Below are 26951 nucleotides of genomic sequence, written 5' to 3'. Positions count from 1 at the left end.
TCACAGCTCCGTCTGCCCCGCCCCCCGCAGCGTGCTCAGGTCGAAGACCTCGGCCATCCTGGCGTAGCCCAGGTCGCTGGGGTGCAGATGGTCGCCGGAGTCGTACTCGGCGCGCAGTCGGCGGGGGTCGTAGGGATCCCGCAGGGCCCGGTCGAAGTCGACGACGGCGTCGTACACTCCGCCGGCCCGGATTCGCGCGTTGACCTGCTGCCGTACGGCCTCGCGGGCCGGGGTGCAGCCGCGGTGGCCGCGGAAGGGCATCAGGGTGGCGCCTACGGCCTTCAGGCCGCGGGCGTGGGCCTGGCGGACGAGGGTGCGCAGGCCGGTGACGATGCGGTCCGGGTCGGCCAGCTCGCGGTTGCGGAGGATGTCGTTGACGCCGAGGTCGATGACGACGGCCCTGGCGTTGGTCCGCGAGAGCGTGTCGCGGCCGAAGCGGCCGAGGCCGCTCTGGTTCTCGGCGGGCCGCCCGAGACCGTCGGCGAGGACCTGGTTGCCGCTGATGCCCTCGTTGACGACGCTGTAGCGCGGCAGTTGACGCCCGCTCTCCAAGGCGCCGCGCAGCCGGCCGGCGAGGATGTCGGGCCAGCGGTGGTTGGCGCCGGTGGTGGAGGTGATGCCGTCGGTGATGGAGTCACCGAAGACGACGACGGTGCCGTCGGCCTCGTTGCCGAGGACGTCGAGCGCCGTCAGGTACCGCCAGTACGGGGTCTGTTCGGTGTACGGGGCGCCGGTCACGTCCTCGGCGCGCTCGCCGTCGGCGACGAAGGACGTCTGACGGGCGTGGGGGTGGTAGGTGACCGGCCCGGAGGGAGTGGGGGAGTAGGTGGTGACCAGGACGTCGCTGCCGCGCGGGATGGCGAGGCGTACGGCGTCGCTGACGATCTGTGAGCCCGCGGGGATGACGACGCCGGTGCCGCCGTCGAACGTGAGGCGCCGCATCGTCGACGCGTCGGCCGCCGCGGTGCCGTCCCCCGCCGAGAGCGCGATCGTGGCGTGGGTGAGGGTCAGCGGTGACTGGCCGTACAGATTGGAGAGCGTGATGCGGGCACTCGTACCACCGGTGGCCGTGTGGACGACGTTGCGGACCGAGCGGCCCGCCATGCCGGCCGCCTCGGTGCCGGGTTCGCCGCCGACCGGGGCGGTGGCCCAGGCGCCCACCCAGGTGCCGGTGGAGGCGGGGGCGGCGGCGCTGTCGCGGTGCGGGCGGCTGTCGGCGAGGGTGCCGCGGACGGCGCCGGGGGCGCCGTCATCGGCCGCCACGGTGACGTAGATGGCGGCGGACAGGGCCGCGACCAGGGCCACGAGTGCGCACAGGACGGCATAACCATGACGCTTGGTCATGCTTGTGTTGTTCTCCTCGGGAGATGGGAGCCCGAGGCTCCGGTCTTGCTGAGCCCATGATCCGTCACGGGCCGGGGAGATCTGACAGGACCCTGCCACTACTCCCGTCCAGAAGACGCCGGGAACTCCGGTTTCGTTCCAGGAATCGGCCGGACAGGGACAATTGTGTGCGGGATCACCGAACGGGTGGAGCTGATGGAACCTACCGATACGGGAACGACGGGACGGGGCGCTTCGTACCGGACCATGACCGCGTTCACCCCCGCCGACGAGGAGCGCCGGCGCGGGGTGCGGCGGATGAAGCTCACGGCGGCGGGCCTGCTGCTGCTCGTGGCCGTGGTGTACGTGCTGGCGAAGGTGGCCGGCCACGCGGGAGCCGGGACGTGGACGGGATATGTGGCGGCGGCGGCCGAGGCGGGCATGGTGGGCGCGCTCGCCGACTGGTTCGCGGTCACGGCCCTCTTCCGGCATCCGCTGGGCCTGCCCATCCCGCACACCGCGATCATCCCCAACAAGAAGGACCAGCTGGGCGTCTCGCTGGGCGAGTTCGTCGGGGAGAACTTCCTCTCCGAGGACGTCGTGCGGCAGCGGCTGCACGCGGTCGGGATCGCCGGCCGGCTCGGCACCTGGCTGGCGGAACCGGAGCACGCCGACCGGGTGACGGCGGAGCTGGCCACCGCGCTGCGCGGCGCGCTGACCGTGCTGCGGGACTCGGACGTGCAGGCGGTGGTCGGCGAGGCGATCACCCGGCGGGCGGACGCCCGGGAGATCGCGCCCGGACTCGGCAAGATGCTGGAGAAGGTCGTCGCCGACGGCGGACACCGCCGCGTGGTCGACCTGGTGGTGAACCGCGCCCACGACTGGCTGGTGCTGCACCGCGACGACGTGATGGTGGCCGTGGAGGGCGGCGCCCCCGGCTGGACCCCGCGCTTCGTGGACCGCAAGGTCGGCGAGCGGGTCTACAAGGAGCTGCTGCGCTTCGTCACCGAGACGCGGGACATGCCCTCCCATCCGGCGCGCGGCGCCCTCGACCGCTTCCTCACCGACTTCGCCGCCGACCTGCAGTCCGACACGGACACGCGCACCCGGGTGGAACGGCTCAAGACCGAGGTGCTGGGCCGGGGCGAGGTGCAGGAGCTGATCGCGTCCGCGTGGACGGCCGTACGGTCGATGATCGTGACGGCGGCGGACGACGAGCGCAGTGAACTGCGGCTGCGGGTCCGGGCCGCCCTGCTGTCACTGGGCACCCGGATGGCGACCGAGGCGAAGGTGCAGGGGAAGGTCGACAGCTGGGTGGAGGGCGCGGCGGTGCACGTCGTGACGACCTACCGCAAGGAGATCACCTCACTGATCACGGACACCGTGGCGGGCTGGGACGCCGAGCACACCACCCGCAAGATCGAGGCGCACATCGGCCGCGACCTCCAGTTCATCCGGATCAACGGCACGGTCGTGGGCTCCCTGGCCGGGCTGCTGATCTACACGGTGTCGCGCTGGCTGGGAGCCTGACGGGGCCCGACCGGCCGGGGCGGGTCCCGCCGGCCGGGCGGGCCGGTCCCCTTTCGGCCGGCGGGCCCGGGCTCTTCCGTCCGGGCGGGCCGGGGTCCCTCCGGCCCGGGCGAACGCCGGACCGGACTGTTCCGGCGGGCTCAGGGCACCCGGTATCCCGTCCTCGGCGAGGGAGGGAGCCCATGAGCACAGCGCAGGCCGAGAGAGGCCGGACCATCACCACCGACATACCCGCCCGGCTGGACCGGCTGCCCTGGTCCCGCTGGCACTGGACCATCGTGATCGGCCTGGGAACCGTATGGATCCTGGACGGTCTGGAGGTCACGGTCGTCGGCAACATCGCCAGCCGCCTGTCCGAGCCCGGCAGCGGCCTGTCGATCAGCTCCGGACAGGTCACCGGTACCGCGGCCGCGCTGTACGTGGCGGGCGCCTGCGTGGGGGCGCTGTTCTGGGGCCGGCTGACCGACCGGTTCGGCCGGAAGCACCTCTTCATGATCACGCTGGCGGTCTACCTCGCCGCGACGGCCCTGACGGCCGTCTCCTGGGAGGCCTGGTGGTTCTTCCTCTTCCGCTTCCTCACCGGCTTCGGCATCGGCGGTGAGTACGCGGCGATCAACTCCGCCATCGACGAGCTGATCCCGGCGAACTACCGCGGCCGGGTCGACCTGATCATCAACGGCAGCTTCTGGCTCGGCGCCGTCGGCGGCTCCCTGCTGTCCATCGTCGCGCTCGACACCGACCTGCTGGCCGCCGACGTCGGCTGGCGGCTGACCTTCGCGCTGGGCACCGTCCTCGCCCTGGTCATCCTGCTCGTACGACGGCACGTCCCGGAGAGTCCGCGCTGGCTGCTGATCCACGGCCGGGACCGGGAGGCCGAGGACATCGTCACCGGCATCGAACGCCGGGTGGAGGCCGAGCAGGGCGAGCGGCTCCCCAGGCCCGAGGGCGAGCTGGAGATCCGCCAGCGCAAGAACGTGACCTTCCTGGAGATCGCCCGCACCGTCTTCGGCCAGTACCGCAAGCGGGCCGTCCTCGGCTTCTCCCTCTTCATCGGCCAGGCGTTCCTGTACAACGCGATCACCTTCGGCTTCGGCGCGATCCTGACGAAGTTCTTCGACGTGCCCGCCGACCGCACCGGCTACTACTTCGCGGTCATCGCCATCGGCAACTTCTGCGGCCCGCTGCTGCTCGGCAGGTTCTTCGACACGGTCGGCCGCCGGGTGATGATCTCCTCGACGTACATCCTGTCCGGTCTGCTGCTGTTCGGCACGGCATGGCTGTTCGACCGGGGCTCGCTGAGCGCGGTCACCCTGACCGCCTGCTGGTGCGCGGTGCTGTTCTTCGCCTCCGCGGGCGCCTCCAGCGCCTACCTCACGGTGTCGGAGATCTTCCCGATGGAGACGCGGGCGATGTCGATCGCCTTCTTCTACGCCCTCGGCACCGCGGCCGGCGGCATCAGCGGCCCGCTGCTCTTCGCCGACCTCACCAGCACCGGCCGGGTCGGCGACACGGTCCTCGCCTTCTCGATCGGCGCGGGGCTGATGTGCGCGGCCGGCCTGGTAGCGGCGGCCCTGGCGGTACGGGCCGAACGCCGCTCCCTGGAGGACGTCGCCCGCCCGCTGACCGCGGTCGCCGGCCGGGCGAAAACGGCGGCGTAGCGCCCCGGTGGGTGCGGGGCCGCGTCGGACACCGCGACCTGCTAGGCGCCCGTAGTGGAGCCCGGCCGGACGATCATCAGGACCGTCACGGCCGCCCACAGCAGGTTGAACAACCCCGTGAACATGGCGAGCCGCACGGTCAGCCCGGCCCGGTCCGCGTTCCCCTCCAGGAGCGCGGACTGGGCCGGTAGCACGAACACGGCCAGCACGACCGCGGCCAGGACCGTCAGCCCGATCGACACGATCAGCCAGGCGCTGCCGAGCACGCCCAGCTCACGGGCGGTGGCGAACCCGAAGACCGGGACGACGACGCCGACGAGGGCGTACACGCGGCAGATCCGGTGCAGCAGTCGCAGGACGGTGGTGCCGGCTTCGGTCCCGGTGGTGGTGCCGGGGTCACCGGTCCCCCTCGGGGCGCCGGCGGTGCCCGGGACGCCGGCGTCGCCGGTGGTGGCGGGGAGGGCCGGGACGCGGCGCGCGGCCGGCGGGAACATGCTGGCGGCGACGGCGACCGGCCCGACGGCGAGGATCGCGGCGAGGACGTGGACGGCGAGGAGGAACTTGGTCACGGAGTGACCGTAGGCGCGGCGGGAATCCCGCAGGAGTGGCGAAAATGCCGACTGCCGACGGATTCCCGCCAGGCGGTGCCACCGGGACCGGCACACGGCCGCACCGCTGCCGCACTGTCGGCGACAATCCGTCGTACGGCTAGGTTCCTGCCATGCACACCGTGGCCGTACTGGCGCTGGACGGCGTCATCCCGTTCGATCTGTCCGCCCCCATCGACACCTTCGGCCGCTCACGGCTGCCCGACGGCCGGACGCCGTACCGGGTGCGGGTCTGCTCGGTGGGGGAGGAGGTGAGCGCCGGCGCCTTCACCATGCGGGCGCCGTACGGCCTGGACGCGCTCACGGAGGCCGACACGATCATCCTGCCGGGCGTCGCGGAACCCCCGGAGGCGCTGCCGCCGGCCGTCGCGGAGGCCCTGCGCGCCGCGGCGGCGCACGGCACCCGCATCGCGTCGATCTGCGTGGGCGCGTTCCTGCTCGCGGCGACGGGCCTGCTGGACGGCCTGCGCGCGACGACCCACTGGTCGGCGGCCGGACACCTGGCCGAGCGGTACCCCGAGGTGACCGTCGACCCGGACGTCCTCTACGTCGACAACGGCCAGTTCCTCACCTCCGCGGGCGCCGCCGCGGCCCTCGACATGTGCCTGCACATGATCCGCCGGGACTTCGGCTCGGCGGCCGCCGCGCACGCCGCCCGCATGTCCGTGATGCCGCTGGAACGGGAGGGCGGCCAGGCCCAGTTCATCGTCCACGACCTGCCCCCGGCCCCGGCGGGCGCGGCCCTGGAGCCCGTGCTGGCCTGGCTGGAGGACCACTGCGACCGCGATCTGACGCTGGGGGAGATCGCGGCGCGGGCGGGTATGAGCGCCCGCACCCTCAACCGCCGCTTCCGCGAACAGACGGGCACGACACCGCTGCGCTGGCTGCACCGGGCGCGGGTACGGCGGGCACAGTACCTGCTGGAGACCACGGACCACCCGGTGGAACGCATCGCCGGCCGGACGGGCTTCGGCTCCCCCACCACCTTCCGCGAACGCTTCCGCAGCGTGACGGGAACCAGCCCCCAGGGATACCGGCGGGCGTTCCGGGCGGGGGAGGGGACACGGTGAGGTCGTCGGCGGCCCGCACGCGCAGCCGGCCGCGGCGGACGTGCCCGGGCCGCCGGCCGCCGGCTGCTAGGCCTTGCGGTCGGCGACGGCCCAGGAGGTGAGGGCGACGGCGCCGGCGACGCCGAGGACGGACGGCCAGGCGCCGACCTTCTTGGCGAGCGGATGCGAGCCGGCGAACGCGGCGACGTACGCGGCGGTCAGCGCGCCCGCGGCCGTCCCGCCCGCCTGCCGCCGCCACTGCCGCGCCGCGGCGGCACCCGCGACGGCCAGGACCACCCCGCCCAGCTGCCGCTTCTTCGTCCAGCGGGCGACGCCGTAGCCGCCGACGAGCCCGGTCGCGGCGACGACCGCACTGGGAACCCTGGCCATGAGTGCCTCCTCCTGTGTCCCTGCTCCTGTGTCTCTGCTGCTGCCCCGAGGTCTGCTCCGAGGCTAACGCCCGGGACGCCGCACGAACCGAACTTGAGTCGAGGCTTGTCAAGTTTCCGGCTGAGAGTTATATAAGAACACGTAGGGCATCGCACCCTGGTTCCCGAAGGAAGGAGTGACCCGTGATGCTCATGCGTACCGACCCGTTCCGCGAATTCGACCGGCTGGCGCAGCAGGTCCTCGGGGCGAACACCCGTCCGGCCGCGATGCCGATGGACGCCTACCGGTCCGGCGACGACTTCCTCGTCCACTTCGACCTGCCCGGCATCGACCCCGAGTCGATCGAACTCGACGTCGAGCGCAACGTCCTCAACGTCCGCGCCGAACGCCGTGGCATCGCACCCGAGGACGCCGAGATGCTGGTCGCCGAACGGCCCACGGGCACGTTCACCCGACAGCTGTTCCTGGGCGAGACACTCGACACCGAGCGCATCGACGCCTCGTACGACGCCGGGGTCCTCACCCTGCGCATCCCGGTGGCCGAACAGGCCAAGCCGCGCCGCATCCAGATCAGCGGCGGGGGCGGCGGCCGGAAGCAGCTCAGCGGCTGACGACGGGCCGGCGAACCCCGCCCGGGCGACCGGCACCGGCCACACCCACGCGTCCCGCGGCCCCGGCAGGGCCCGGGACGCGCCCCTGCCCACGCGGCACGAGCGCACCGCACGGCCTGCCACCGCCGGGGCAGCCCCCCGCCGGCGCCCGGTGCGCCGTACCACCCCCACACCATCACGGCCCGCAAGCCACCACGGCCCGCGTACCGGGCCGCCCCATGGCGCACATCACGCCACGTGCCCCACCTTGGCCGAACTCCCGCTCATGCCCGGCGCATTACGGGGTACCGGGCTTGCGGTGCCCCGAAGCGTCCCGGAGGAGGAGCCAGCACGATGACCGTGACAACCCCGCAGCCGAGAACCACCATCCCCACCCCGTCCCTGCGCCCCCGCGTCAAGGACGTGCCCGAGGACGCCGGCTGGCGGGAACTGACCGACGCGGTGCGTGAGGCGGGCCAGTACCCGACGAGGACTCAGGCGGAACACGTCACCCGTACCGTCCTGTCGGCCCTTGGCGGCCACGTCACCGGAGAGGAGCGGGTGGCCCTGGCCCAGGCCCTCCCCCTGGAGGCGGGCCGGCTGATCGCCTCCCAGGTCCCCGGGACCGAACCCCTGACGGCCCGTGAGTTCGTCGACTCGGTGGCGACCCGCACCGAGGGCTCGACCCCCGCGACGGCCCGCTGGGACGTCAGCACCGTCCTGAGCGTCCTCTCGGACCACATCGGTGAGCCCCTGACCACCCGCGTCCTGACCCAGCTCCCCCCGGGCTACGCCCTCCTCTTCGGCCGAGCGGACCTGGCAGCAGCAGCCTGACCCCCACAGGGCGCCGCGCAGGCATGCGGCGCCCTGCGGCGCTAAGTCGCTGGGCGCCTAGCCTGCTCGGCCCAGTATGTGTCGAAGGTCGCTTCGGACTTCTCCAGCATCTTGGGGGTAGCGGCAGTGGCCCACCACTCCTGGCCGTCGAGCAGCGCACTGTTCGACAGGTTTGAGCTACCGACGCACGCCGTCTCGAAACCGGTCTCGCGGCGGGACAGCCATGCGCGCTCAGCGCTGTCTCGGAGAGGGGGGCCAGTGGGCGCATGGAGTAGGCGCCTGATGCTTCCCGCTTGGCCAGCGCGCGCAGCTGCCGAGGGCCATCAGTGAGGGCGTCGACCAGCTGATCCATCTCGGAATCAGGGGCGTGAGATGCCAACCAGCGGATGACTGCGTTGGGCGCGTCGACCTGCTGTCGTGTGGCAGCTGACTCAGCCGGATGGGCACCGCTTCGCTGATGTAGCGAGCGAGCACGTGCGGGGTGGACTCCTCGTTGACCTCCGCATCCACTGCCTTCCAGGTGGCGGAGTCCATCTGGTGCAGCGGTGCTGTAGCCGACGGGTGGCAACTTCCTCATACACGCCTGCCACTGGCGGTGTCTGATCTGGCTGTGTCACGTTGCGAATCAAGAGTGACAAGTTTGATCGTTCCGATTCATTATGGCGCCGTGGGAGAACAGAGGATCGGTCACATTGAGGGCATCGCTCCGGGTGCGGAGTTCTACCGACGCGTGCAGGTGAAGCGCAGCAACCTGCACAGCAACACCGTCAGGGGCATCTCGAGACTTGTCGACGACGACGGCGCCTACGTCGCGGATGCCATCGTTCTGCACGGAGGGTACGAGGACGATCACGACGACTGGGACAGCATCCGCTACACAGGGGCTTCGCCCGACGTGGACAAGTACAAGGTCAACGGGGTGCCACGGCTCCGGCGTAGTCAATCTTGGGATTATGCGGACAATGCTGCGTTGAAGCGGACCTACCAGCGCGGTCATCCTGTTCGGGTCATTCGCGGCTGGAAGGGAGACGCTCGGTACTCACCCATCGATTGCTACCGCTACGACGGCCTGTACGTCGTCACGGACATCCGGACCGCCGTCGCACAGTCACCAGCACCCAACGGCACACCGATCGAAATCTGTCAGTTCGATCTGAAGCGCCTTCCCGAAGAGCACCAGGACCCAACCTCTCTGGAACAGCAGATCGTCACCTTGCTAGAGCGGCAGGACGCAGCCTCTGAGGAAGGCTCAGACGACGAACGCTCGGCTGATCAGTCCGAGGAAGAAGAGGAAGCCGCGGAGGATGGACCTGTCCAGGCCGAAAGGTTTCCCGAGACGCGAACGGGCCAGGTGCAGCGTCTCGTTCGGGATGACGCGGTGATACGGAACGTTAAAAGGCTCCATGACGGAGAGTGCCAAGTGTGCGGCCTTCGCCTGCTCGGCCCCAACGGCAAGCCGTACAGCGAAGGCGCCCACATTCGACCCCTGGGTAAGCCCCATAGGGGCCCTGACGTCGAGCCGAACGTCCTCTGTCTCTGCCCCAACTGTCACGTACGTCTAGACATAGGCGCCATCGTCATCGAAGACGACTGGTCCATTGTCGTGCGCGCAGGGGCATTCGGCTTCGACGTTCGACCCAAACTCAAGCGGCATCGAAGGCACGCGATTCACGTGGATTACGTCCGATACCACCGCGAATGGTGGTTGAGCCGCTAGTCCGTCCCGTGGCACTCCGCATACCCCGGCCCCGCCCCGCACCAGCACTCCGCCCCCCGCTGCGGCGGCCAGGCGATGGCTCGGCCGCGGGCTGCCAGGGTCGTCGCGTACTGGGGGAGGAGCGTGGTGTCCCCCGGGGAGGCGCCCTCCGATGCGGCGAAGGCCTCGTACGAGGGGACCGTGCCGGTGACGATGCCCAGGTTCGCCGTGCCGGAGGAGGCGAGTTCGCGCAGGGAGGTCTCTATGGTCGACAGGTGGGTCTCGTGGGAGGGGTATTCGGAGGTCAGGGTCGGGTACGCCGCCAGCAGCTCGGCCAGTTCGGGAGCCGGCCAGTGGAGGACGGCCACCGGGAAGGGGCGGGAGAGGGCCTCGCGGTAGGCGCCCAGCTCCGCCCGGAGGCGGGAGATCTCCGCTGTCAGTTCGGCCGGGTTGTCCGAGCCCAGGGACCACACGCGTTTCGGGTCGTGGAGTTCGTCCAGGCTGACCGGGGACGTGTGCAGGGTGTCGGCGAGGGCGTCCCAGTCGTCGTGCGGCAGGCCCCGCATGCGGCGGACGCGGTGGCGGCCGTAGAGGAGGGGATGGGTGGAGGGAGCGGGCTCGGCCGAGTCCGCCAGCAGGAGGCGGGCCGCCTCGCTGAACGTCTCCTCCGCCGCTTCCAGCTCGTCATGGGCCTCCAGGGCCTCCGCGACGATCACCCAGGGTGCCGGGTCGCGCGGGGCCGACGCGTGCAGGCCCTCGATGATCGCCCGTGCCTCCGCCTCGTGGCCGTACTCCCACAGGTTCGACGCCTTCAGGGCGCGGACGAGGGCGGGGTTGTCCAGGACTTCGTCGGACGACAGGAGGCGGTCGTAGAGGGTGGTCGCCGCAGGGCGGTCGCCGGACAGTTCCAGGTGGGCCGCCGCCCGGAGGAGGAGGACCTCGGCGTCCTCGGGGTACAGGCCGGCGGTCCGCTCCAGGCGTGCCGCTTCGGCGGTGTGGTCGACGTTCTCGGCAGGCGTGTCGGGGCGCATGGGGGACACCGTACTGCCGGCCGGTGACGAAGGTGAGGTGTGGTGGGGCCGTGGAGGGTGCCGGCTGCTGCCCCGGGAGTGGACTTCCGGCCGATGTGCGGACCCGGCGTACGGTGGCGCCACCTTTTGAGCCCCGTTCGGCTCGGCTCTGCTCAGAACACTCACCGAGCAGGGGGAGCCGCGCGGAACTTCCGCGCCGGTCCCGGACGTTGTCATGGTGCCGGGGCCGGGACCCGGTCCCGCGCCGGCGGATCCGGTGAGCGGGGCGCCGCCGCGGCCCAAGCGGCTGCTGGGGCCCTGGTGCCGGAACGGGTGCACCAGACACACTGGGCGAAGGTCGAAGGGGGAGTGCCGATGCGCGGCCGTGCTGCCGTCACGCGTTCCCTCGTCCTCGTGCACCTGCTGCTGCTCCAGGCCGCGTTGCTCGGTACCGGTGGCCTGTCCACCGCGGTCGCCCTCGCCGCGACCGCCACCGTCGCCGCCGGCCTCGCCGCGAGCGCCCTGCTCTCCGCCCGCGGAGTCCCCGCCGTGCTCCCCACCCGCGTCCGCGAGGCGATACGCGACCGGGCCCGCCGTACGGCCTTCCTGCCCCAGCGTGACCCCGACGCGCCCGGCCGGCGGCGGCCCAGAGCGCCGGGACCCGCCCGTCCGGCGACCGCCGCGTAGGGCACGTTCTCCCGCACGCCAGCGCGTGACCCCGCGCGGGTCGTCCTGCCGATCTCCCTTCACTTCCGGCACGACGAGACCCCCGGAGGGCTCAGCCATGTCCGTTGTCAGTCACCTGGTCGAACAGCTCGCCCACCTGCTGACCCCGCTCTTCCACGCCTCCGCGGCAGCCGCCGCGATCGTCCTGTTCACCGTGCTCGTACGGCTCCTCGTCCACCCGCTGTCCCGGGCCGCCGCCCGCGGCCGGCGCGCCCGCGCCGCGCTCCAGCCGAGAGTCGCCGCGCTGCGCGCGAAGCACGCCGGCGATCCGCGGCGCCTGCAGCAGGCGGTGCTGGACCTGCACGCCGAGGAGAAGGTCTCGCCGTTCTCCGGCCTGCTGCCCGGCCTGCTCCAGCTCCCCGCCTTCTTCGTCCTCTACCACCTGTTCTCCAGCTCCACGATCGGCGGTGAGAGCAACGGCCTGCTCAGCCACCGGCTCCTCGCGGCACCGCTCGGCGGACGCTGGTCCGACGCGCTGGCCGACGGCGGGGTGCTCGGCCCGGCCGGCCTGGTCTACGCCGGTCTCTTCGGCGTCGTCGCGGCCGTCGCCGCCGTCAACTACCGGCGCACCCGGCGGACGCTGGCCGAGCAGCCGGTACCGGCGGGCGCGGGTGGCGCGGTGCCGGGGCTCGGCGCGGCCACCCGCGTGATGCCGTTCCTGTCCTTCTTCACGCTCGTCACCGTGGCGGTCGTCCCGCTCGCCGCCGCCCTGTACATGGTCACCAGTACGGCGTGGAGCGCCGCGGAGCAGGCCCTGCTGTCCCGCTGAACGGGCGCCGAGTCCCGCTGTGCAGGCCCTCGTTGTCCCGCTGAGCGCGGCATGGCCACGGTCCGGGCGGCGGATCGGACCGGACGCGCGGCCTCGGTCCAGTCCGTGAACAGGGTCTTGCGGACTGGACGGCGGGATCGGAGGATCGTCCAGCCCTTCCGGCGGCTGCACCCGCCGGCCGGGCGCCCGCGATCGAGGGAGATTGTGACCATGAAGCTGCTGCGAGTCGGTACGGCAGGGGCCGAACGCCCCGCGCTGCTCGACGCCCGGGGGATCCTCCGGGACCTGTCGGGCCTCGTGGACGACATCGACGGCGCGCTCCTCGCCGACGACACCGCGCTCGGCCGGGTGCGGGCGGCGGCCGAGGCCGGTGAGCTGCCCGTGCTCGACGCGGCCGGACTGCGGATCGGGCCCCCGGTCGGCCGCATCGGCAAGGTCGTCTGCATCGGGCTCAACTACCACGATCACGCCCGCGAGATCGGCGCCGAACCGCCGCCCGAGCCGGTGGTGTTCCTCAAGGCGCCGGACACGGTCGTCGGGCCGTACGACACCGTGCTGGTGCCGCGCGGCTCGGTCAAGACCGACTGGGAGGTCGAACTCGCCGTCGTCATCGGCCGTACGGCCCGCTATCTGGAGTCGGCACAGGAGGGCCTCGCGCACGTCGCCGGGTACGCGGTGGCGCACGACGTCTCCGAGCGGGAGTACCAGATCGAGCGGGGCGGCACCTGGGACAAGGGCAAGAACTGCGAGACGTTCTGCCCCTTGGGCCCGTGGCTGGTGACGGCCGACGAGGTGCCGGACCCGCAGCGGCTGTCCCTGAAGCTGTGGGTGAACGGGGAGGTCGAGCAGGACGGTACGACGGCCGAACAGATCTTCCCCGTGGGCGAGGTCGTGCGCTACCTCAGCCGGTTCATGACGCTGTATCCCGGAGACGTCGTCAGCACGGGGACGCCGGCGGGGGTGGCCATGGGCCGGCCCGACCCCAAGCCGTACTTGCGGGCCGGAGACGTGGTGGAGCTGGAGATCGAGGGGCTCGGGCGGCAGCGGCAGGAACTCAAGGACGCCTGAGCCCCCGCGGTCACACGGACAGGAACTCCTCCAGGGCCTCCACCACCAGTTGATGGTCCTGGAGCTGGGGCAGGCCCGAGACCGTGACCGCGCCGACGACACCCACGTCCTCGACGCGCACCGGGAAGGAACCGCCGTGCGCCGCGTACGTGTCGGGGTCCAGGCGGGACGATTCCTCGAACGTCGTTCCCTTGGCTCGGAAGCGGGTCCCGACCAGGTAGGAGGAGGCGCCGTAGCGCTCCACGACCCGGCGCTTGCGGGCGATCCAGGCGTCGTTGTCGGGCGTGGAGCCCGGCAGCGCCGCGTGGAAGAGCTGCTGGCCGGCGCGGTGGATGTCGATGGCGACCGGCGCGCGGCGCTCCCGTGCCAGCCGCACCAGGAGCGAGCCGAGAGCCCAGGCGTCGTCGTAGGTGAACCGCCGGAAGACCAGGCGGCGTTCCTGCGCCTGAAGCTCCTCGGGACCCGGGGCGAGGTCGGGGGTCTGCGGGTGGGTCATCAGAGGGTCACCGTCACCTTGTCGCGGGCGGACCTGCGGGCCGCTTCCAGTACGTCGAGCGCGGCGGCGGCCTCCAGGGCCGTCACCGGGTTGGGGCCGGCGCCGGTCAGGGCGGCGGCGACGGCCGCGTAGTAGGCGGGGTAGTCGCCGGGGAGCGTCGGCACGGGGGTGCCGCCGCCGGTCAGCGGGGACTCCCCGGAACCGAGGCGGCCCCACAGCGCCTCGTCCTCCGCGCCCCAGTCGGGCACGGTGCCGGGACGGCTGCCCTCGCGCAGGGCCGCCTCCTGCGGGTCCAGGCCGTACTTCACGTATCCCGCGCGGGAGCCGAGCACCCGGAAACGGGGGCCGAGCTGGGCGGTCGTCGCGGAGACGTAGAGGTGGGAGCGGACGCCGTTCGCGTGGGTGAGCGCGAGGAAGGTGTCGTCGTCGGTCTCGGCGCCGGGGCGGCGGACGTCCGTCTCGGCGTAGACCTCGGTGACCGGGCCGAAGAGGACCAGGGCCTGGTCGACGACGTGGCTGCCGAGGTCGTAGAGCAGGCCCCCGATCTCCGCGGGGTCGCCGGACTCGCGCCAGCCGCCCTTGGGCCGTGGGCGCCAGCGCTCGAAACGGGACTCGAAGCGCCAGGTGTCGCCGAGTTCGCCGTCGGCCAGGAGCTCGCGCAGGGTCAGGAAGTCGTTGTCCCAGCGGCGGTTCTGGAAGACCGACAGCAGCAGGCCGCGCTCGTCGGCGAGGGCGGCGAGGCCGCGCGCCTCGGCCGCCGTACCGGCGACCGGCTTGTCCACGACCACCGGCAGGCCCGCCTCGAGCGCGGCCGTGGCCAGCGGTACGTGCGTCTTGTTCGGGGAGGCGACGACGATGAGGTCCAGCTCGCCGGCGCGGTCGAACAGTTCGTCGGGGGTGGTGGCGAACCGGACGTCCGGGAACTCGGCGCGGGCCTGCTGCCGCCGCTCCGGCTGGGAGGTGACCACCGTGTCCAGGGCGAGGCCCTCGGTGGCGGCGATCAGCGGGGCGTGGAAGACGGAGCCGGCGAGGCCGTAGCCGATCAGGCCGACGCGGAGGGGGGCAGTAGTCATGGCGTCCACTTTGGCAACGCTGTTGCCAAAGTGCAAGCGGCGGGGACAATGGGTCGCGTGAACAGGACGAGGAGCGGCGGACCGGCGGGAGCGAACCTGGGCGCGGTGCGCAGTCACAACGGCGCGCTGGTGCTGGGGCTGCTGCGGGACGCCGGGGCGGAGGGCATCAGCCGCCTGGAACTCGCCGAGCGCACCGGGCTCACCCCGCAGGCCGTCAGCAAGATCACCGCGCGGTTGCGGGAGGAGGGTCTCGCCGCGGAGGCCGGACGGCGCGCGTCGACCGGCGGCAAGCCGCGGACCGTGCTGCGGCTGGTACCGGAGGCGGGGCACGCGGTGGGCGTCCACCTCGACCGCGACGAGCTGCGGGTGGTACTGGCCGACCTGGACGGGGCGGTGGTGGGGGAACGCCGCACCGCGCTGGATCTCGGGGCGGGCGCGCGGGCGGTACTGGACGCGGTGTGCGGCGCCGTCGAGGAACTGGTGACGGCGAGGCCGGCCGGGCCGGCGGCCGCTGATGGAGGGCTTCCCGAAGGCGGATCATTGCTGGGGGTGGGGGTCGCGCTGCCCGGGCCGCTGGACCATGTCCGCGGGGTGCTGCACCGGGTCACCGGGTTCCCCGAGTGGGACGGCTTCCCCCTGCGCGACGCGCTCGCGGAGCGGCTGGAGGTGCCGGTGGTGGTGGACAAGGACACCAACGCCGCCGCGCTCGGACTGGCGGTCGGCAACGAGGAGGGGGCCGCGGCCGGCTCCTTCGCGTATCTGCACCTCGGCACGGGACTCGGCGCCGGGCTGGTCATCGGCGGGAGCGTGCACCGGGGGGCGCGGACCGGGGCCGGGGAGTTCGGCCACCAGGTGATCCAGCTGGACGGCCCGCTGTGCGAGTGCGGCAACCGGGGGTGCGTCGAGGTGCTGTGCCTGCGGGCCGCGGCGCGGGGGGAGGTGGCCGAGGCGGCACGCGTGCTGGGGGTGGCGGCCGGGAACCTGGTGGGACTCCTGGACATCGACGTGGTGCTGCTCGGAGGCCGTACGGTCGCGGGGGCGCCCGAGGTGTACGAGCGGGGCGTCGGCGAGGTGCTGGCGGCACGGGCCCGCCGGGAGGGAGCGCGCTCCGGGGGCGTACCGGTGCGGGTCGCTCCGCGCGGGGAGCGGGCGGTGGCCGAGGGAGCGGCCCAACTGCTGCTGGCCCCCCTGTTCGGCCGCGGAGAAACGTGACGGGTGGCGTACGCCTCATGGGCGCGGACGTGAGATGGGCCGGGGCGTCGGCGGGCGTGGACCGGGGAGCGTTTCGGGGCGCGGGCGCGTCGTGGCTGGTCGCGCAGTACCCCGCGCCCCTACGGGGTCGGGGTTGAGGCGCCCTGCATGCGCGCCGGAGGCTGGGAGGGCGCAGTTCGTATGCGGACCTCGAGCCGGTGGGGCCGGAGTCGGCGGGGGTCCCTGACGGCGGCCCCGATCCCGTAGGGGCGCGCGCGGGGAACGCCCGGCCGGCCTCCACGCGCCCGCGGCGGAAACGTCGGCACACCCCCGGCTGCGCTGATCGAGCGGACTTGACCCCCGCCCCGGAGCGTCGGCACCGCACCTCCCGCCTCACCCGGCATGGTCATGTGTTCATGTGTTCATGCGACTGTGCACGTCCCTGTCCCTCTGCCTCGCCACAGGCGCCGCCACCGCCACCGTCGTCGCGCCCGTGTCGCCGGATGCCGCTTTCGCCGACCCGGCCCCCTCCTGCGCCGGCGCCGACGCGCGGACCTTCCCGCTGGCCACCCGGATCCGCGGCGGCCCCGACTCCTACGAGGCGGGCGGCGGATACGGCACCTGGTACATCGACCTGACGAACACCACCCCCCGCGCCTGCGCCCGTATCCACCCGGTCGTCGTCCTGGCCGACGACCGGCGCGCCCTGCGGCCGGAGCAGCCCCAGCTGGACTTCTACGAGGGCTCCCGCGTCCGGCCGGTCACCTTCGAGAGCACCGACGCGCACGAACTGGTCGGCGTGCTGGACGGCGCCGGGTTCGACGGGTTCACCGTGCCGCCCGGAGGCACCGTGAGCGTCCGGGTCCGCCTCGCGCTCACCTCGGACGCGCACCCCGGGAAGGTCACGGCCAACGCCGCCGCCGTACAGCGCCGGGGTCAGGACGGGGACTGGGTCGGGGAGTCCAACGCGTACCGCTTCTCGATCGCCGGGGACGAGGAGGACACGCAGGGCACCGGGGAGCCGACGGCCACCCCGTCCGGCAGCGCCCCGGCCAGCCCCAAGAGCACCGATGCCCCGCCTTCCTCACCGTCGCCCTCCGCACAGGAGGCGCGGGAGACGCAGGAGGCGCAGGAAACTGCCGGAACCGGGGAGGCGCAGGAAACGGCGGGAACCGGGGAGACGCAGGAGACGCAGGAAACCGCCGCCGGAACCGGGGAGACGCAGGCGGCGCAGGCGGCGCAAGAAGCAGAGGATGCCGAAGAGGCTGTGGCTCATGTGGCCGGGGAGGCCGAGGAAGCCGGGGAACGGGCGCGCGAGCTGGCGCGTACGGGGCCGGGACTGGCCCACGGGCTCCTCGTGGCCGTCGCCGCGCTGCTCGGCGCGGGCGGCGCCGCGTTTCTGCTGGTCCGAGGCCGTCGCCGCCGCTGAGGACCGGCCTCGCGGGCCACGTCGCCGCTCGGCGGGACCCCGTGTCCATGGTGCCCCGCGAGACCGTGCGGCATCCCCGCGAGACGCCGGAGCCACGAGAGGACCGTCGCCGGCCCGCTGCGGCAGGCGCCCCGGGCCCCTGCTCGGAGCCGGACTTCCGTCCCGACGGTGCCGTACGCGCCCTTGGCCCCCCTGCTCCCCGTCGCCCGCGCCCGCGCCAGCGACCTCGTCGCCCGCGCCAGCCGCCCCGTCGCCCGGCGCGGCAGCCCCGTCGCCGGAGGGGAGCACCGCCCCCCGGTGATCGGCGGGGTACGGATCACGCCATGCTGATTAGGCTTGGGGCCGTCGGTACGCCGTGGTTCCGGCGCCCCCGCTTCTCGCCCGTACGTACGCCTGGAGACGCTCAACATGGCAGACCGCAAGCCCATCGAGTCATGGCTCACCGACATGGACGGCGTCCTGATCCACGAGGGGGTGCCGATTCCCGGTGCCGAGGCCTTTCTGAAGCGGCTGCGCGAGTCCGGCCGGCCTTTCCTGGTGCTCACCAACAACTCCATCTACACCGCCCGCGACCTGCACGCGCGGCTGCGCCGCATGGGTCTGGACGTGCCGGTGGAGAACATCTGGACCTCGGCGCTGGCGACCGCCCAGTTCCTGAACGACCAGCGGCCCGCCGGCAGTGCCTATGTCATCGGCGAGGCCGGTCTGACCACGGCCCTGCACGACATCGGTTATGTCCTCACCGACCACGAACCCGACTTCGTGATCCTCGGCGAGACCCGGACCTATTCCTTCGAGGCCCTGACGAAGGCCGTCCGCCTCATCAACAACGGCGCCCGGTTCATCGCGACCAACCCCGACAACGTCGGCCCCTCCGTCGAGGGTGACCTGCCCGCCACCGGCTCGGTCGCCGCGCTGATCACCGCCGCGACGGGCAAGAAGCCGTACTTCGTGGGCAAGCCGAACCCCCTGATGATGCGGGCCGGTCTGAACGCGATCGGCGCGCACTCGGAGACGTCCGCGATGATCGGCGACCGTATGGACACCGACGTGCTCGCCGGCCTGGAGGCCGGGATGCGGACCTTCCTGGTGCTCAGCGGTGTGACCCGGCCGGACGACGTGGACCGCTACCCCTTCCGTCCCTCCCAGGTCGTGGACTCCATCGCGGACCTCGTCGACCTCGTCTGAGGAGCGGCCCGCGGCCCCCGGTCCGTCCGCTCCGCCCCGGCCGGCCGAAACCCGGCGTCACCCGTTCGGAGCAGCGGAGCGTGTCCCTGGGATGCGTGGGCGTCCAGCGCGGGGGAGCCTCCTTGGTGACTGGAGGTTCACGATGGGCTCACTACGCCTCACACTCTGTACCGGAATCGTGGCCGTGGCCGCGCTCGCCCCGGCGGCCCACGCCGTCGCGGCGGACGGCGGCTCCGTCTCCGTGACCCCCGCCTCCCCGGCGCCGGGCGCCGACGTCACCCTGCGGGTCACCGGCTGCACGGGCCGGCAGGGCACCGCCGCCTCGGCCGCCTTCGTCACCGACGCCCGGCTGGCCGGTGCCCAGGGGAGCCTGACCGGTGAGACCCGGGTCCGCACCTCCATCGAGCCCGGCGCGTACGAGGTGCGCATCACCTGCGCCGACTACGCGGTCACCGGCAGGATCACGGTGACGCGGGCGGGGGACGGCCGGCGTGAGGAGACCGTCCGGCTGCCCGACGCGGCCGCCTCCCCTGTCGCCCCGGTCCCCGCGGGCGGCGGCGGCACCGCGCACTTCGCCACGGTGGCCACCAGCGGCTCCGGGCCCGGCACCGCCCAGGCGGCCACCGGTCTGGCGCTCGCCGGCATCGCCGCGGTCGCCGTCGGGCTCCGGGCCCGCCGGAGCCGCGGTACGCGCTGAGACCCGCCATGGGCGACGACCACGGGCGCACCACCAACGCCGGACGGCTCGCCACCGGCCTGGCCTGGGCGGTGCTGCTGTTCGGGCTGTGGCTGTGGGGGCGGGGGGTGACGGGCGTGCCGCACCGCGTGGACAGCCCCGCCACGGGCGACGTCCTCGGCGCCGGCCGTCCCGCCGGCCCGGCCCGGCTGCCGCGCCCGGCGGCCCCCCTGCGCGCCGCGCTGCCGCAGCGCGTCGACATCCCCGGGATCGGCGTCCAGGCACCGGTGGTGGCCCGTGGCCTGGACGCCCGGGGCGCCGTGGATCCGCCGCCCTACGCCCAGCCGGGCGTGGTCGGCTGGTACGGCGGGGGTGCCGCACCCGGCGCCCGGGGCGTGGCCCTGCTGGTCGGCCACGTCGACACCCGGACCCGCCCCGCCGTCTTCTACCGGCTCAGCACCCTCGAGGCGGGCGGCACGGTCCGGGTGGTCCGCGCGGACGGCAGGGTCGCCCAGTTCACCATCGACGACATCCGGGTCCTGCCCCGTGAGGACTTCGACGCCCGGCAGGCCTACGGCCCCCGCAAGCCGGGCCGCGCCGAACTGCGCCTGATCACCTGCGGCGGTTCCTTCGACCGGGCCACCGGCAGCTACACGGCGAACGTGGTGGTCTCCGCGTATCTCACCGGCACCGGCCGCTGAGCCGGCGCCTACCCGTTGGCCGCGGCCACCGGGGACAGGCGGGTGCGGATGTGGCCGAAGTGGTCCCGTATGGCACGTTCGGCGCGCAGGGAGTCGCCGGAGCGCACCGCGTCGAGGATCTCCCGGTGCTGGCGGCAGGTCACCCGCGGGTCCTGCGGCAGGTCCACGAGGTCCCGCTGCACCCGGTGGAAGGCGTCCCAGAACGCCTCCAGCACCTCGCCCAGCAGCACATTGTCCAGCCCCCGGTAGAGAGTGGCGTGAAAGGCGCGGTCGGTGGCGGCGAGGCCCGCCCCCTCGGCGGCCTCCCGCTCCATGCGGTCCACGAGCGCGTCCAGTGCCGTGAGGTCCGCCTCCGGCAGCCGCCCGGCCAGCCGTGACACCAGTCCCGTCTCGACGGCCTCGCGCAGCTCCAGCAGCTGGAGCAGGGAGTCCTCGCCGCGGCGGTGGCCGGCGACGGTCCGGAAGGCCAGCCCCTCGATCATCGGCGCGAACGACATCGCGCCGACGTACGTCCCGAACCCGTGCCGGATCTCCACGATGCCGACGGCCTGGAGCGCCTTCAGGGCCTCCCGCACCGAGTTCCGGCTCACCCCGAGGAGCCGCATCAGCTCGGGCTCGGTGGGCAGCGGGGCACCCGAGGGCAGCCGCTGGTCCACGATCAGTTTCTTGATCTGTTCCTGAAGGTCCCGGGCTGCCATGGCGAGAGGGTATCCGGCCATTGTGGGGCATGCGGAAGGCCCCCCGCTCGCGCGAGGGGCCGTTCCGGTCGGTGCGCCGCCAGGGACTCGAACCCCGGACCCGCTGATTAAGAGTCAGCTGCTCTAACCAACTGAGCTAGCGGCGCCTGCTGACGAAGAGAACTCTACCCGACCCGCCGACGTGCTCCGACCACCCCCTGGAGGCGTGGCAGCCGGCCCCGGGACGGCGTACATCATTCGGACCGTCAACGTGCGCGTCGCGCCGGCAGTGGGAAAACTGATCAACGTGCACACGCGCGGACATTTCACCCCAGACACGCACACCTGCTACGCGGTTCGCGAGCAGCCGCCCCCGGCCACCCGCCGCCAGGTCACGCCCCACCCCTGCCGGGGCTGCCCGGGCCCGGACGCCCGGCGCCGCCTGTTCGCCCGACTCCCGCATCCCGCACTCCACGTATGACGCACGCGTACGACCCCTTCCCCTGTTCATGACGCATCTGGCGCGGAGGCTGGAGGCTCGCATGAGTACCACCACATCGCACACACCGCCCGAGTCCGAGGGGCATCCGGACGGCGGCGCCGCAGGTCCCGCCACCCGGCCCGCCCGCCTCATCCAGAACGAGGCGACCACCGAGATCCCCGTCCATCTGCTCTTCCGGGACGATCCCGACCCGGTGCAGGTGCCGTTGAGGCCGGCCGTCGTGGCCCGCCGGCAGGGCACCGGCGAACAGCCCCGCCAGCGCCACCCGGCCCCGGTGCGCGGGCGGCCCCAGCCGGAGGTCGACCCCGCTCTGGTGGAGCGCCCGGCGCGGGTGCTGCCCGGGGCGGCCGGGGTGCTCGCCGGGGTGTGCGGGCTCACCGGCTGCCTGGCCGCCACCTGGTGGGCGGGCATGCTGCCGCCGCACGTGTCCCAGGCGCTGCGGCTGCCGGCGTACGCGGGCGCGGGCCTCGGTCCGGCGCAGTGGGTGGCGTACGCCGGGGCCGGGGCGCTCGGCGCGTTCGGCTTCAGCGGGCTGACCCGGTGCCGGACCGGGCGGGCCTGGGTGCTCGGCCTGTTCGGCCGCTACCGGGGGACGGTCCGGCGCACCGGGTTGCTCTGGGTGAACCCGCTGGTGCGGCGGCGCCTGATGGACGTGCGGCTGCGGCACTGGCGCAGCGAGGCGATGACGGCGGCGGATCCCGACGGGATGGCCCTGCGGGTGGTCGTGCTGGTGGTGTGGCGGGTGCGGGACACCGCGCGGGCGCTGCTCGGCGTCCATGACCACGAGGAGTACCTCCGCGAATGCGTGGAGGCGGCGCTCGCCCGGGTGCCGGTGGAGCCGGCGGGCGGGACGCGGGGCGGGGTGGCGGCGGCCGGGGACGCGCTGACCCGGCTGGTGGCGACGGAGACGGCGCCGGTGGGCGTGGAGGTGTTCTCGGTCCGGCCGGTCCGGGTGGAGTACGCCCCCGAGGTCGCCCCCGCGATCCACCGGCGCCGGATCGCCGCGCTGGACGCCCGGCAGCGGGCCAGCATGCTCAACTCGGTGGTGGACTCGGTGGAGGACACGGTCACCCGGCTGACCGTGCGCGGGCTCGTCGAACTCGACGACTACGAGCGCAAGGTGCTGGTCCGTGACCTGACGGTGGCGTTCTGCTCGGGACGCGGGGAACCGGTCTAGGGCAATCGCCGATTGGTATGGACATGTTCAACTAACGGCAATATCGTGAGACTTGGTCTAGACCTACCCTGCACCAGCTCATCGAACTCCCCACGTTCTCCAGGAGCGGCAGCATGCGCACCAAGACCAAGTTGTCCGCAGTCGTGCTGGGCGCGGTGACCGCGGGAGCCTTCGCGCTCTCCACCGGCGGCGCCAGCGGGCACGGCTACACCGATCTGCCCATCAGCAGGCAGAAGCTCTGCCAGAACGGCACCGTGGCGAACTGCGGCCAGATCCAGTGGGAGCCGCAGAGCGTCGAGGGCCCCAAGGGCTTCCCGGCCGCCGGACCCGTCGACGGCCAGCTCTGCAACGCGGGACAGGGCCAGTTCTCGCAGCTCAGCGCGCCCACCACACCGTCCGGCGCGGCGTGGCCGACCACCAGGGTGACGGGAGGTCAGTCGTACACCTTCCGCTGGCAGTTCACGGCCATGCACGCCACGACCGACTTCAGGTACTACGTCACCAAGCCGGGCTGGAACCAGAACCACGCCCTCACCCGCTCGGACCTCAACCTCACCCCGTTCCTGACGGTGCCGTACAACGGCCAGCGCCCGCCGTCCACCCTCAGCCACAGCGGCACCCTGCCGGCCGGGCTGAGCGGTCACCACGTCATCCTCGCGGTGTGGACGGTCGCCGACACGGGCAACGCGTTCTACGCCTGCTCGGACGTCACCTTCTGATCCGCCTCCGGGCACGATCCGGAAACTGAGCTTCCCCTGAGGTCGGCGGACCGGCCGGTCGGATAGGTTCCGGCCACGCCGACCGACCCGAACGGCGTACCGACCTCGGGGGAACCTCATGGAACTGTTCTTCTACGCCGTGCCGAGCCTGATGCTCGCCGCCTTCGCGTTCGCCGCCTTCCGCCTGGTGCGCCGCGCCCGGCGGATCAACAGAACGTGGGCGAACGGCCTGACGGCCGAGGCGCGCTGCCTTCGGATGTACACGACGACCGGCGGTGGTGGCGGGGACACCTCCGTGCACACCACCCTGCACCACGTCTACGAGTTCACCACCCGCGAGGGACGCACGGTCCGCTTCGCCGAGGAGGACGGCCCCGCGACCGTCCTGGAGGGCGACTTCACGACCGTCCGCTACCTGCCGGAGGCCCCCGAGCGGGCCACCGCGCTGCCGCCCGCGCCCGGCAAGCTCGCGGCCGGCACCGGCTGCCTGCTGGTCTTCCTGGGCGTGGCCGCCACCATCTGCGTCGGCTTCATGTTCCTCGCCCACTCGATCTTCACGATGTCGGACGGCCTGATGCCGTAGCCCCAGGGGGCCGCCGGAAACGGCGAGGGGCCCCTCGCTCGCGCGAGGGGCCCCTCATCCGTGTGCGCCGCCAGGGACTCGAACCCCGGACCCGCTGATTAAGAGTCAGCTGCTCTAACCAACTGAGCTAGCGGCGCATGACTCCCGCCGTCCGCTTCACGCGGCCGGCGACGAAGAAAATAGTACCTGGTCCCGCCGGGTGCCGGTGACCACCCCGGGGCCGCCCGGAGAGGCGCTCAGAGCGCCATCGAGAGCAGGACCGGGGCCACGCTGCGGTTCAGGGTCCGCGCCGCCTGCCTCAGCCGGTGCGCGTCCCGCACCGGCAGCGACAGCGCCAGACAGCCCACCGAGGAACCCGCCGTGATCGGGACGGCCGCGCAGACCGTGCCGACCGCGTACTCCTGGAGGTCGAGCACCGGCACCGTCGGCGGCTGGGACTCCAGACGGGACAGCAGCAGCTTGTCGCTGGTGATGGTGTGCGAGGTGAGACGGGCCATCCGGTGCCGGGAGAGGTGGTCGCGGCGGCCGTCGTGGTCCAGCTGGGTCAGCAGGCTCTTGCCGACCGCGGTGGCGTGCGCCGAGCAGCGGAAGTCCACCCACTCGTTGACCGCCGGGGTGGCGGGCCCGGCGGCGTACTGGGTGACCCGGACCTCGCCGTCGACGTACCGGCTGAGGTAGACGGCCGCGCCGACCGCGTCCCGCAGCCGGTCCAGGGTGTGCTGGAGCCTGTCGCGCAGAGCCCGCTCCCGGCCGTGCGCCGAGGTGAGCCGGCGCAGCGTGTCGCCGGTGACGTAGGCCCCGCCGGTGATCTGCTCGACGTAGCCCTCGCGGCGCAGCATGCGCAGCAGCGCGGTGAGCCGCCCGGGGCCGAGCGCGGTGCGGCGGGCCAGCTCGGTGTCGGTGACGCCGGCGGGGTGCCGGGCCACGGTCTCCAGCACGCGCAGCGCGTCCTGGACGGAGTGGTACGGGGTGGTCGGCTCGATCCTCATGGCGCTCCCCCTCGGCCGCGATCCGGTTCGGCGGATCCTCACCACGATAGCCGCCGGGCACCCCCCGGGAAGAGGTGCTTGGTGAGATCACGTCCGTGCGTTCGACCGCCCCGCCGGAACCCGGCTCCTCCACCCCGCGCCGGGTGCGGAGGAACCGCGACGAGGAGCTCCCGCGTGCTGTGCCTGCCCGGGTCGCTGGAGGTCTTCTCCGGCGGTCCCGTCCCGACGACCCGGCCCGAGCCGGACATCGGCACCTGGCCGGGGACGCCGCGGGCGAAACCCCTCTCGTGGGTCACGCACAGCAGGGTGATGGCCGTGCTGCGCGCGATGCCCCCGAGCGCGCCTGTGTGCGGCCGGAGGGTGTCCGCGTGGTCCCCAGGATCAGTGACCGGGTACGTAACCGCGCGCCTTGTCGACCACGTTCGGCAGCGGCCGGCCCGCCGCCCACCGCTCGTACGACTCCACGAACTGCGCGCCCAGCTCGTCGCGCCAGCCGGCCGTGTCCCCGCTCATGTGCGGGGACACGATCAAACCGGGCAGCTCCCACAACGGGCTGTCCGGGGGCAGGGGTTCGGCGGCGAACACGTCCAGGGCCGCGCCCGCGATCCAGCGCCGGGCCAGCGCCCGGGCGAGCGCCTCCTCGTCGACCAGCCCGCCCCGGCCGACGTTCACGAAGAACGCCGAGGGCTGCATCACGCCGAACCGGTGCGCGTCGAACATGCGGTACGTCCGGCTGGTCAGCGGGGCCGCCGCGATCACCCAGTCCGCGCGGGCGATCAGCCGGTCGAGGTCGGCCGGGCCGTGCACGCCGGTCCGCGGCACCCGCCCGACCAGCGCCGTCGTCACCCCCAGGGCCTTCAGCGTGCGGGCGGTGGCCCGGCCGATCGGGCCGGAGCCGACCACGCACGCGCGCGTACCCGCCACCCGCCGGCCCTCCCGGTGCCGCCAGGTCCGCTCCCGTTGCAGTTCCAGGGTGCGCGGCAGATCCTTGGCGACCGCCAGCACGAGGGCCGCCACGTACTCGGCGACCGGCTGGTCGAAGATGCCGCGCGCGTTGGTGACGACCGTGTCGGACGCGGCCAGTTCCGGGCACATCAGATGGTCGACGCCCGCGCTGGCGGTGTGCACCCAGCCCGGCCGGGGCCCGTCACCGGGCCAGGCCTCGCGCACGGCGTGCGAGGTGAAGTCCCAGACCAGCAGCACGTCCGCGGCCGGCAGCCGTTCGGCCAGGTGCGCGGGGTCCGTGTGCACGATGCGGGCGCGGCCGGTGAGACGGCCCAGCCGGGGCGGCGGATCGGCGTCGAGGACGAGGACGGTCGGCGTCATGCGGGGCGGCTCCCGGCGTCTGGCCTGCGCGGACGGCCCACGCTCGCACCCGGACCCACGGTCGTCAACACGGCCGATGGCGCCATCCGTCCCCACTGCTCCCGCCGCGTCCGCGACGGCGATGTGGGCAGCACCGCGCCGAAGGGGTATCCGCACCATGAGGCCGTACCGGGCGCCGCCGCACGCGGGCTGCCCGCCCACGGCCCGTACCGCCCGACGCGACGGCAGGAAGGCTGGACATGACCGCACTCGGACTCCTCACCCCGGGCCACTCGGCAGAGGACGACTATCCACGCATCGAGCAGCTCCTGGGCAGCGACATCCGGGTGGACCTGGCGCACACCGGCATCGGCGAGGACACGGGCCGCGCGGACACGCCGGGCGGGACGGACTCCGCCGGGCGGCTCGCCGAAGGAGTGGCGGCGCTGCGGCTGGCCGGGGTGGAGGCGGTGGTGTGGGCGTCCACCAGCGGCAGCTTCGGGCACGGCTGGGAGGGCGCCCAGGAACAGGTGCGGACCCTGGCCCGGCTGGCCGGGACGCCTGCGTCGTCGGCGTCGCTCGCCTTCGTGCACGCGGCCCGGGAGATCGGCGTCCGGCGGGTCGCCGTCGGCGCGACCTACCCGCCGGACGTGGCCGAACTGTTCGCCCGGTTCCTGCGGGCCGGGGGCCTGGAAGTGACCGGGGTGCGGTCCTCGGGAGCCCGCACGGCCGCGGAGGCCGCCACCTGGGAGGAGGAGGACGTGCTGACGCTGGCCCGCACGGCCGACACCACCGGCGCGGATGCCGTGCTGCTGCCGGACACGGCCCTGCACACGGCCGCCCACCTGCCGCTGCTGGAGAAGGCGCTGTCCAAGCCGGTGCTCACGGCCACCCAGGTGACCGTGTGGGAGGCGCTCAGGCTGGCGGACCGGCGGGTGAACGCGCCGTCGCTGGGGACCCTCTTCACCCGGGAGCCCCGGGTCCAGGCGTAGCG

Annotated in this window: 27 protein-coding genes and 2 tRNA genes; 18 read left to right on the top strand and 11 right to left on the bottom strand. The window is 73.3% G+C overall.

Annotation, left to right across the window (positions count from 1 at the left end):
* A complete protein-coding gene (locus tag ACGFT1_RS27885; protein WP_373911744.1) occupies positions 1-1344 on the bottom strand; it encodes an SGNH/GDSL hydrolase family protein in 1344 nt (447 codons plus the stop codon).
* 195 nt (positions 1345-1539) lie between these two features.
* Here ACGFT1_RS27885 and ACGFT1_RS27880 point away from each other — a divergent pair, with 195 nt between their 5' ends.
* Together ACGFT1_RS27880 and ACGFT1_RS27875 are read left to right on the top strand one after the other, a co-directional pair.
* A complete protein-coding gene (locus ACGFT1_RS27880) occupies positions 1540-2853 on the top strand; it encodes a DUF445 domain-containing protein (protein ID WP_373911743.1) in 1314 nt (437 codons plus the stop codon).
* A 182-nt stretch (positions 2854-3035) separates the two neighbouring features.
* Complete coding sequence (locus ACGFT1_RS27875) at positions 3036-4511, top strand: MFS transporter (RefSeq protein WP_373911742.1); 1476 nt, start codon at positions 3036-3038, stop codon at positions 4509-4511.
* 41 nt (positions 4512-4552) lie between these two features.
* Here the strand turns inward: ACGFT1_RS27875 and ACGFT1_RS27870 are convergent, their stop codons facing one another.
* A complete protein-coding gene (locus ACGFT1_RS27870) occupies positions 4553-5080 on the bottom strand; it encodes a hypothetical protein (protein WP_373911741.1) in 528 nt (175 codons plus the stop codon).
* A 152-nt stretch (positions 5081-5232) separates the two neighbouring features.
* On the opposite strand from ACGFT1_RS27870, the gene ACGFT1_RS27865 reads away from it, so the two are divergent.
* Complete coding sequence (locus ACGFT1_RS27865) at positions 5233-6189, top strand: GlxA family transcriptional regulator (protein ID WP_373911740.1); 957 nt, start codon at positions 5233-5235, stop codon at positions 6187-6189.
* Between the two features lie 66 nt (positions 6190-6255).
* Here ACGFT1_RS27865 and ACGFT1_RS27860 read toward each other — a convergent pair whose 3' ends face one another.
* Positions 6256-6558, bottom strand: a complete 303-nt coding sequence (locus tag ACGFT1_RS27860; protein ID WP_361990519.1) for a hypothetical protein — start codon at positions 6556-6558, stop codon at positions 6256-6258.
* 185 nt (positions 6559-6743) lie between these two features.
* Between ACGFT1_RS27860 and ACGFT1_RS27855 the strand changes: the two genes are divergently transcribed.
* The 3 genes from ACGFT1_RS27855 (at position 6744) to ACGFT1_RS27845 (ending at position 9699) form a co-directional block, all read left to right on the top strand.
* Positions 6744-7169 (top strand): Hsp20/alpha crystallin family protein, encoded by a 426-nt coding sequence (locus ACGFT1_RS27855; protein ID WP_373911859.1) that lies wholly within the window; start codon positions 6744-6746, stop codon positions 7167-7169.
* A 333-nt stretch (positions 7170-7502) separates the two neighbouring features.
* Positions 7503-7982 carry a DUF2267 domain-containing protein gene (locus ACGFT1_RS27850; RefSeq protein WP_373911739.1) on the top strand — a complete coding sequence of 160 codons (480 nt, stop codon included), beginning with the start codon at positions 7503-7505 and terminating at the stop codon, positions 7980-7982.
* Positions 7983-8649: 667 nt separating this feature from the next.
* Positions 8650-9699, top strand: coding sequence for a YDG/SRA domain-containing protein (locus ACGFT1_RS27845; protein ID WP_373911738.1), 1050 nt, complete (start codon positions 8650-8652; stop codon positions 9697-9699).
* On the opposite strand, the gene ACGFT1_RS27840 is transcribed toward ACGFT1_RS27845, so the two are convergent.
* Positions 9696-10709 (bottom strand): hypothetical protein, encoded by a 1014-nt coding sequence (locus ACGFT1_RS27840; protein WP_373911737.1) that lies wholly within the window; start codon positions 10707-10709, stop codon positions 9696-9698. The two genes, ACGFT1_RS27845 and ACGFT1_RS27840, sit on opposite strands and share 4 nt — an antisense overlap.
* Positions 10710-11063: 354 nt before the next feature.
* On the opposite strand from ACGFT1_RS27840, the gene ACGFT1_RS27835 reads away from it, so the two are divergent.
* From ACGFT1_RS27835 to ACGFT1_RS27825, 3 genes are all read left to right on the top strand, one after another.
* Positions 11064-11375 (top strand): DUF6412 domain-containing protein, encoded by a 312-nt coding sequence (locus ACGFT1_RS27835; RefSeq protein ID WP_373911736.1) that lies wholly within the window; start codon positions 11064-11066, stop codon positions 11373-11375.
* Between the two features lie 97 nt (positions 11376-11472).
* Positions 11473-12183, top strand: a complete 711-nt coding sequence (gene yidC, locus ACGFT1_RS27830; protein ID WP_373911735.1) for a membrane protein insertase YidC — start codon at positions 11473-11475, stop codon at positions 12181-12183.
* A 210-nt stretch (positions 12184-12393) separates the two neighbouring features.
* Entirely contained in the window at positions 12394-13251 is an 858-nt protein-coding gene (locus ACGFT1_RS27825; RefSeq protein ID WP_373911734.1) for a fumarylacetoacetate hydrolase family protein, read from the top strand.
* A gap of 10 nt (positions 13252-13261) precedes the next feature.
* On the opposite strand, the gene ACGFT1_RS27820 is transcribed toward ACGFT1_RS27825, so the two are convergent.
* Together ACGFT1_RS27820 and ACGFT1_RS27815 are read right to left on the bottom strand one after the other, a co-directional pair.
* On the bottom strand, positions 13262-13747 hold the full coding sequence (locus ACGFT1_RS27820; protein WP_373911733.1) for a heme-degrading domain-containing protein: 486 nt from the start codon (positions 13745-13747) through the stop codon (positions 13262-13264).
* A complete protein-coding gene (locus ACGFT1_RS27815) occupies positions 13747-14820 on the bottom strand; it encodes a Gfo/Idh/MocA family oxidoreductase (protein WP_373911732.1) in 1074 nt (357 codons plus the stop codon). The genes ACGFT1_RS27820 and ACGFT1_RS27815 overlap by 1 nt, the downstream gene beginning before the upstream one ends.
* 48 nt (positions 14821-14868) lie before the next feature.
* On the opposite strand from ACGFT1_RS27815, the gene ACGFT1_RS27810 reads away from it, so the two are divergent.
* From ACGFT1_RS27810 to ACGFT1_RS27790, 5 genes are all read left to right on the top strand, one after another.
* Complete coding sequence (locus tag ACGFT1_RS27810; protein ID WP_373911731.1) at positions 14869-16032, top strand: ROK family protein; 1164 nt, start codon at positions 14869-14871, stop codon at positions 16030-16032.
* A gap of 403 nt (positions 16033-16435) precedes the next feature.
* A complete protein-coding gene (locus ACGFT1_RS27805) occupies positions 16436-17440 on the top strand; it encodes a hypothetical protein (protein WP_373911730.1) in 1005 nt (334 codons plus the stop codon).
* 408 nt (positions 17441-17848) lie between these two features.
* The gene (locus tag ACGFT1_RS27800) at positions 17849-18628 is read left to right on the top strand and encodes an HAD-IIA family hydrolase (protein WP_373911729.1); all 780 of its coding nucleotides are present in this window, start codon (positions 17849-17851) and stop codon (positions 18626-18628) included.
* A 142-nt stretch (positions 18629-18770) separates the two neighbouring features.
* Positions 18771-19325 (top strand): hypothetical protein, encoded by a 555-nt coding sequence (locus ACGFT1_RS27795; RefSeq protein ID WP_373911728.1) that lies wholly within the window; start codon positions 18771-18773, stop codon positions 19323-19325.
* A gap of 8 nt (positions 19326-19333) precedes the next feature.
* Entirely contained in the window at positions 19334-20005 is a 672-nt protein-coding gene (locus ACGFT1_RS27790) for a class F sortase (RefSeq protein ID WP_373911727.1), read from the top strand.
* A gap of 8 nt (positions 20006-20013) precedes the next feature.
* Here ACGFT1_RS27790 and ACGFT1_RS27785 read toward each other — a convergent pair whose 3' ends face one another.
* Positions 20014-20703, bottom strand: a complete 690-nt coding sequence (locus ACGFT1_RS27785; protein ID WP_373911726.1) for a FadR/GntR family transcriptional regulator — start codon at positions 20701-20703, stop codon at positions 20014-20016.
* Between the two features lie 72 nt (positions 20704-20775).
* Positions 20776-20849, bottom strand: a tRNA-Lys gene (locus ACGFT1_RS27780).
* A gap of 375 nt (positions 20850-21224) precedes the next feature.
* Here ACGFT1_RS27780 and ACGFT1_RS27775 point away from each other — a divergent pair.
* The 3 genes from ACGFT1_RS27775 (at position 21225) to ACGFT1_RS27765 (ending at position 23663) form a co-directional block, all read left to right on the top strand.
* Entirely contained in the window at positions 21225-22361 is a 1137-nt protein-coding gene (locus tag ACGFT1_RS27775) for an SPFH domain-containing protein (RefSeq protein ID WP_373911725.1), read from the top strand.
* Positions 22362-22474: 113 nt separating this feature from the next.
* On the top strand, positions 22475-23080 hold the full coding sequence (locus ACGFT1_RS27770; RefSeq protein WP_373911724.1) for a lytic polysaccharide monooxygenase: 606 nt from the start codon (positions 22475-22477) through the stop codon (positions 23078-23080).
* A 118-nt stretch (positions 23081-23198) separates the two neighbouring features.
* The gene (locus ACGFT1_RS27765; RefSeq protein ID WP_373911723.1) at positions 23199-23663 is read left to right on the top strand and encodes a DUF3592 domain-containing protein; all 465 of its coding nucleotides are present in this window, start codon (positions 23199-23201) and stop codon (positions 23661-23663) included.
* Positions 23664-23726: 63 nt separating this feature from the next.
* Here the strand turns inward: ACGFT1_RS27765 and ACGFT1_RS27760 are convergent.
* From ACGFT1_RS27760 to ACGFT1_RS27750, 3 genes are all read right to left on the bottom strand, one after another.
* Positions 23727-23800 (bottom strand) — tRNA-Lys (locus ACGFT1_RS27760).
* A gap of 99 nt (positions 23801-23899) precedes the next feature.
* Complete coding sequence (locus ACGFT1_RS27755; RefSeq protein WP_373911722.1) at positions 23900-24652, bottom strand: IclR family transcriptional regulator; 753 nt, start codon at positions 24650-24652, stop codon at positions 23900-23902.
* A gap of 381 nt (positions 24653-25033) precedes the next feature.
* Positions 25034-25978 (bottom strand): D-2-hydroxyacid dehydrogenase, encoded by a 945-nt coding sequence (locus tag ACGFT1_RS27750; protein ID WP_373911721.1) that lies wholly within the window; start codon positions 25976-25978, stop codon positions 25034-25036.
* Between the two features lie 239 nt (positions 25979-26217).
* Between ACGFT1_RS27750 and ACGFT1_RS27745 the strand changes: the two genes are divergently transcribed.
* Positions 26218-26949: a decarboxylase gene (locus ACGFT1_RS27745; protein WP_373911720.1), complete on the top strand. Its 732-nt coding sequence runs from the start codon at positions 26218-26220 to the stop codon at positions 26947-26949.
* The last annotated feature ends 2 nt before the right edge of the window (positions 26950-26951 follow it).

It is taken from the genome of Streptomyces sp. Y20 (genome assembly GCF_043195475.1).
In the GTDB taxonomy this organism is placed as follows: domain Bacteria; phylum Actinomycetota; class Actinomycetes; order Streptomycetales; family Streptomycetaceae; genus Streptomyces.
Note: the sequence above shows the minus strand (reverse complement) of the source record. Positions and strands in the feature narration are given on the sequence as shown.

Bases quoted from the DNA above. Each gene is read 5' to 3' on its own strand.
- ACGFT1_RS27885 (WP_373911744.1), bottom strand. From the start codon at position 1,344: ATGACCAAGCGTCATGGTTATGCCGTCCTGTGCGCACTCGTGGCCCTG.
- ACGFT1_RS27880 (WP_373911743.1), top strand. From the start codon at position 1,540: ATGGAACCTACCGATACGGGAACGACGGGACGGGGCGCTTCGTACCGG.
- ACGFT1_RS27875 (WP_373911742.1), top strand. From the start codon at position 3,036: ATGAGCACAGCGCAGGCCGAGAGAGGCCGGACCATCACCACCGACATA.
- ACGFT1_RS27865 (WP_373911740.1), top strand. From the start codon at position 5,233: ATGCACACCGTGGCCGTACTGGCGCTGGACGGCGTCATCCCGTTCGAT.
- ACGFT1_RS27860 (WP_361990519.1), bottom strand. From the start codon at position 6,558: ATGGCCAGGGTTCCCAGTGCGGTCGTCGCCGCGACCGGGCTCGTCGGC.
- ACGFT1_RS27855 (WP_373911859.1), top strand. From the start codon at position 6,744: ATGCTCATGCGTACCGACCCGTTCCGCGAATTCGACCGGCTGGCGCAG.
- ACGFT1_RS27850 (WP_373911739.1), top strand. From the start codon at position 7,503: ATGACCGTGACAACCCCGCAGCCGAGAACCACCATCCCCACCCCGTCC.
- ACGFT1_RS27840 (WP_373911737.1), bottom strand. From the start codon at position 10,709: ATGCGCCCCGACACGCCTGCCGAGAACGTCGACCACACCGCCGAAGCG.
- ACGFT1_RS27835 (WP_373911736.1), top strand. From the start codon at position 11,064: ATGCGCGGCCGTGCTGCCGTCACGCGTTCCCTCGTCCTCGTGCACCTG.
- yidC (WP_373911735.1), top strand. From the start codon at position 11,473: ATGTCCGTTGTCAGTCACCTGGTCGAACAGCTCGCCCACCTGCTGACC.
- ACGFT1_RS27825 (WP_373911734.1), top strand. From the start codon at position 12,394: ATGAAGCTGCTGCGAGTCGGTACGGCAGGGGCCGAACGCCCCGCGCTG.
- ACGFT1_RS27820 (WP_373911733.1), bottom strand. From the start codon at position 13,747: ATGACCCACCCGCAGACCCCCGACCTCGCCCCGGGTCCCGAGGAGCTT.
- ACGFT1_RS27815 (WP_373911732.1), bottom strand. From the start codon at position 14,820: ATGACTACTGCCCCCCTCCGCGTCGGCCTGATCGGCTACGGCCTCGCC.
- ACGFT1_RS27810 (WP_373911731.1), top strand. From the start codon at position 14,869: ATGGGTCGCGTGAACAGGACGAGGAGCGGCGGACCGGCGGGAGCGAAC.
- ACGFT1_RS27805 (WP_373911730.1), top strand. From the start codon at position 16,436: ATGCGACTGTGCACGTCCCTGTCCCTCTGCCTCGCCACAGGCGCCGCC.
- ACGFT1_RS27800 (WP_373911729.1), top strand. From the start codon at position 17,849: ATGGCAGACCGCAAGCCCATCGAGTCATGGCTCACCGACATGGACGGC.
- ACGFT1_RS27795 (WP_373911728.1), top strand. From the start codon at position 18,771: ATGGGCTCACTACGCCTCACACTCTGTACCGGAATCGTGGCCGTGGCC.
- ACGFT1_RS27790 (WP_373911727.1), top strand. From the start codon at position 19,334: ATGGGCGACGACCACGGGCGCACCACCAACGCCGGACGGCTCGCCACC.
- ACGFT1_RS27785 (WP_373911726.1), bottom strand. From the start codon at position 20,703: ATGGCAGCCCGGGACCTTCAGGAACAGATCAAGAAACTGATCGTGGAC.
- ACGFT1_RS27775 (WP_373911725.1), top strand. From the start codon at position 21,225: ATGAGTACCACCACATCGCACACACCGCCCGAGTCCGAGGGGCATCCG.
- ACGFT1_RS27770 (WP_373911724.1), top strand. From the start codon at position 22,475: ATGCGCACCAAGACCAAGTTGTCCGCAGTCGTGCTGGGCGCGGTGACC.
- ACGFT1_RS27765 (WP_373911723.1), top strand. From the start codon at position 23,199: ATGGAACTGTTCTTCTACGCCGTGCCGAGCCTGATGCTCGCCGCCTTC.
- ACGFT1_RS27755 (WP_373911722.1), bottom strand. From the start codon at position 24,652: ATGAGGATCGAGCCGACCACCCCGTACCACTCCGTCCAGGACGCGCTG.
- ACGFT1_RS27750 (WP_373911721.1), bottom strand. From the start codon at position 25,978: ATGACGCCGACCGTCCTCGTCCTCGACGCCGATCCGCCGCCCCGGCTG.
- ACGFT1_RS27745 (WP_373911720.1), top strand. From the start codon at position 26,218: ATGACCGCACTCGGACTCCTCACCCCGGGCCACTCGGCAGAGGACGAC.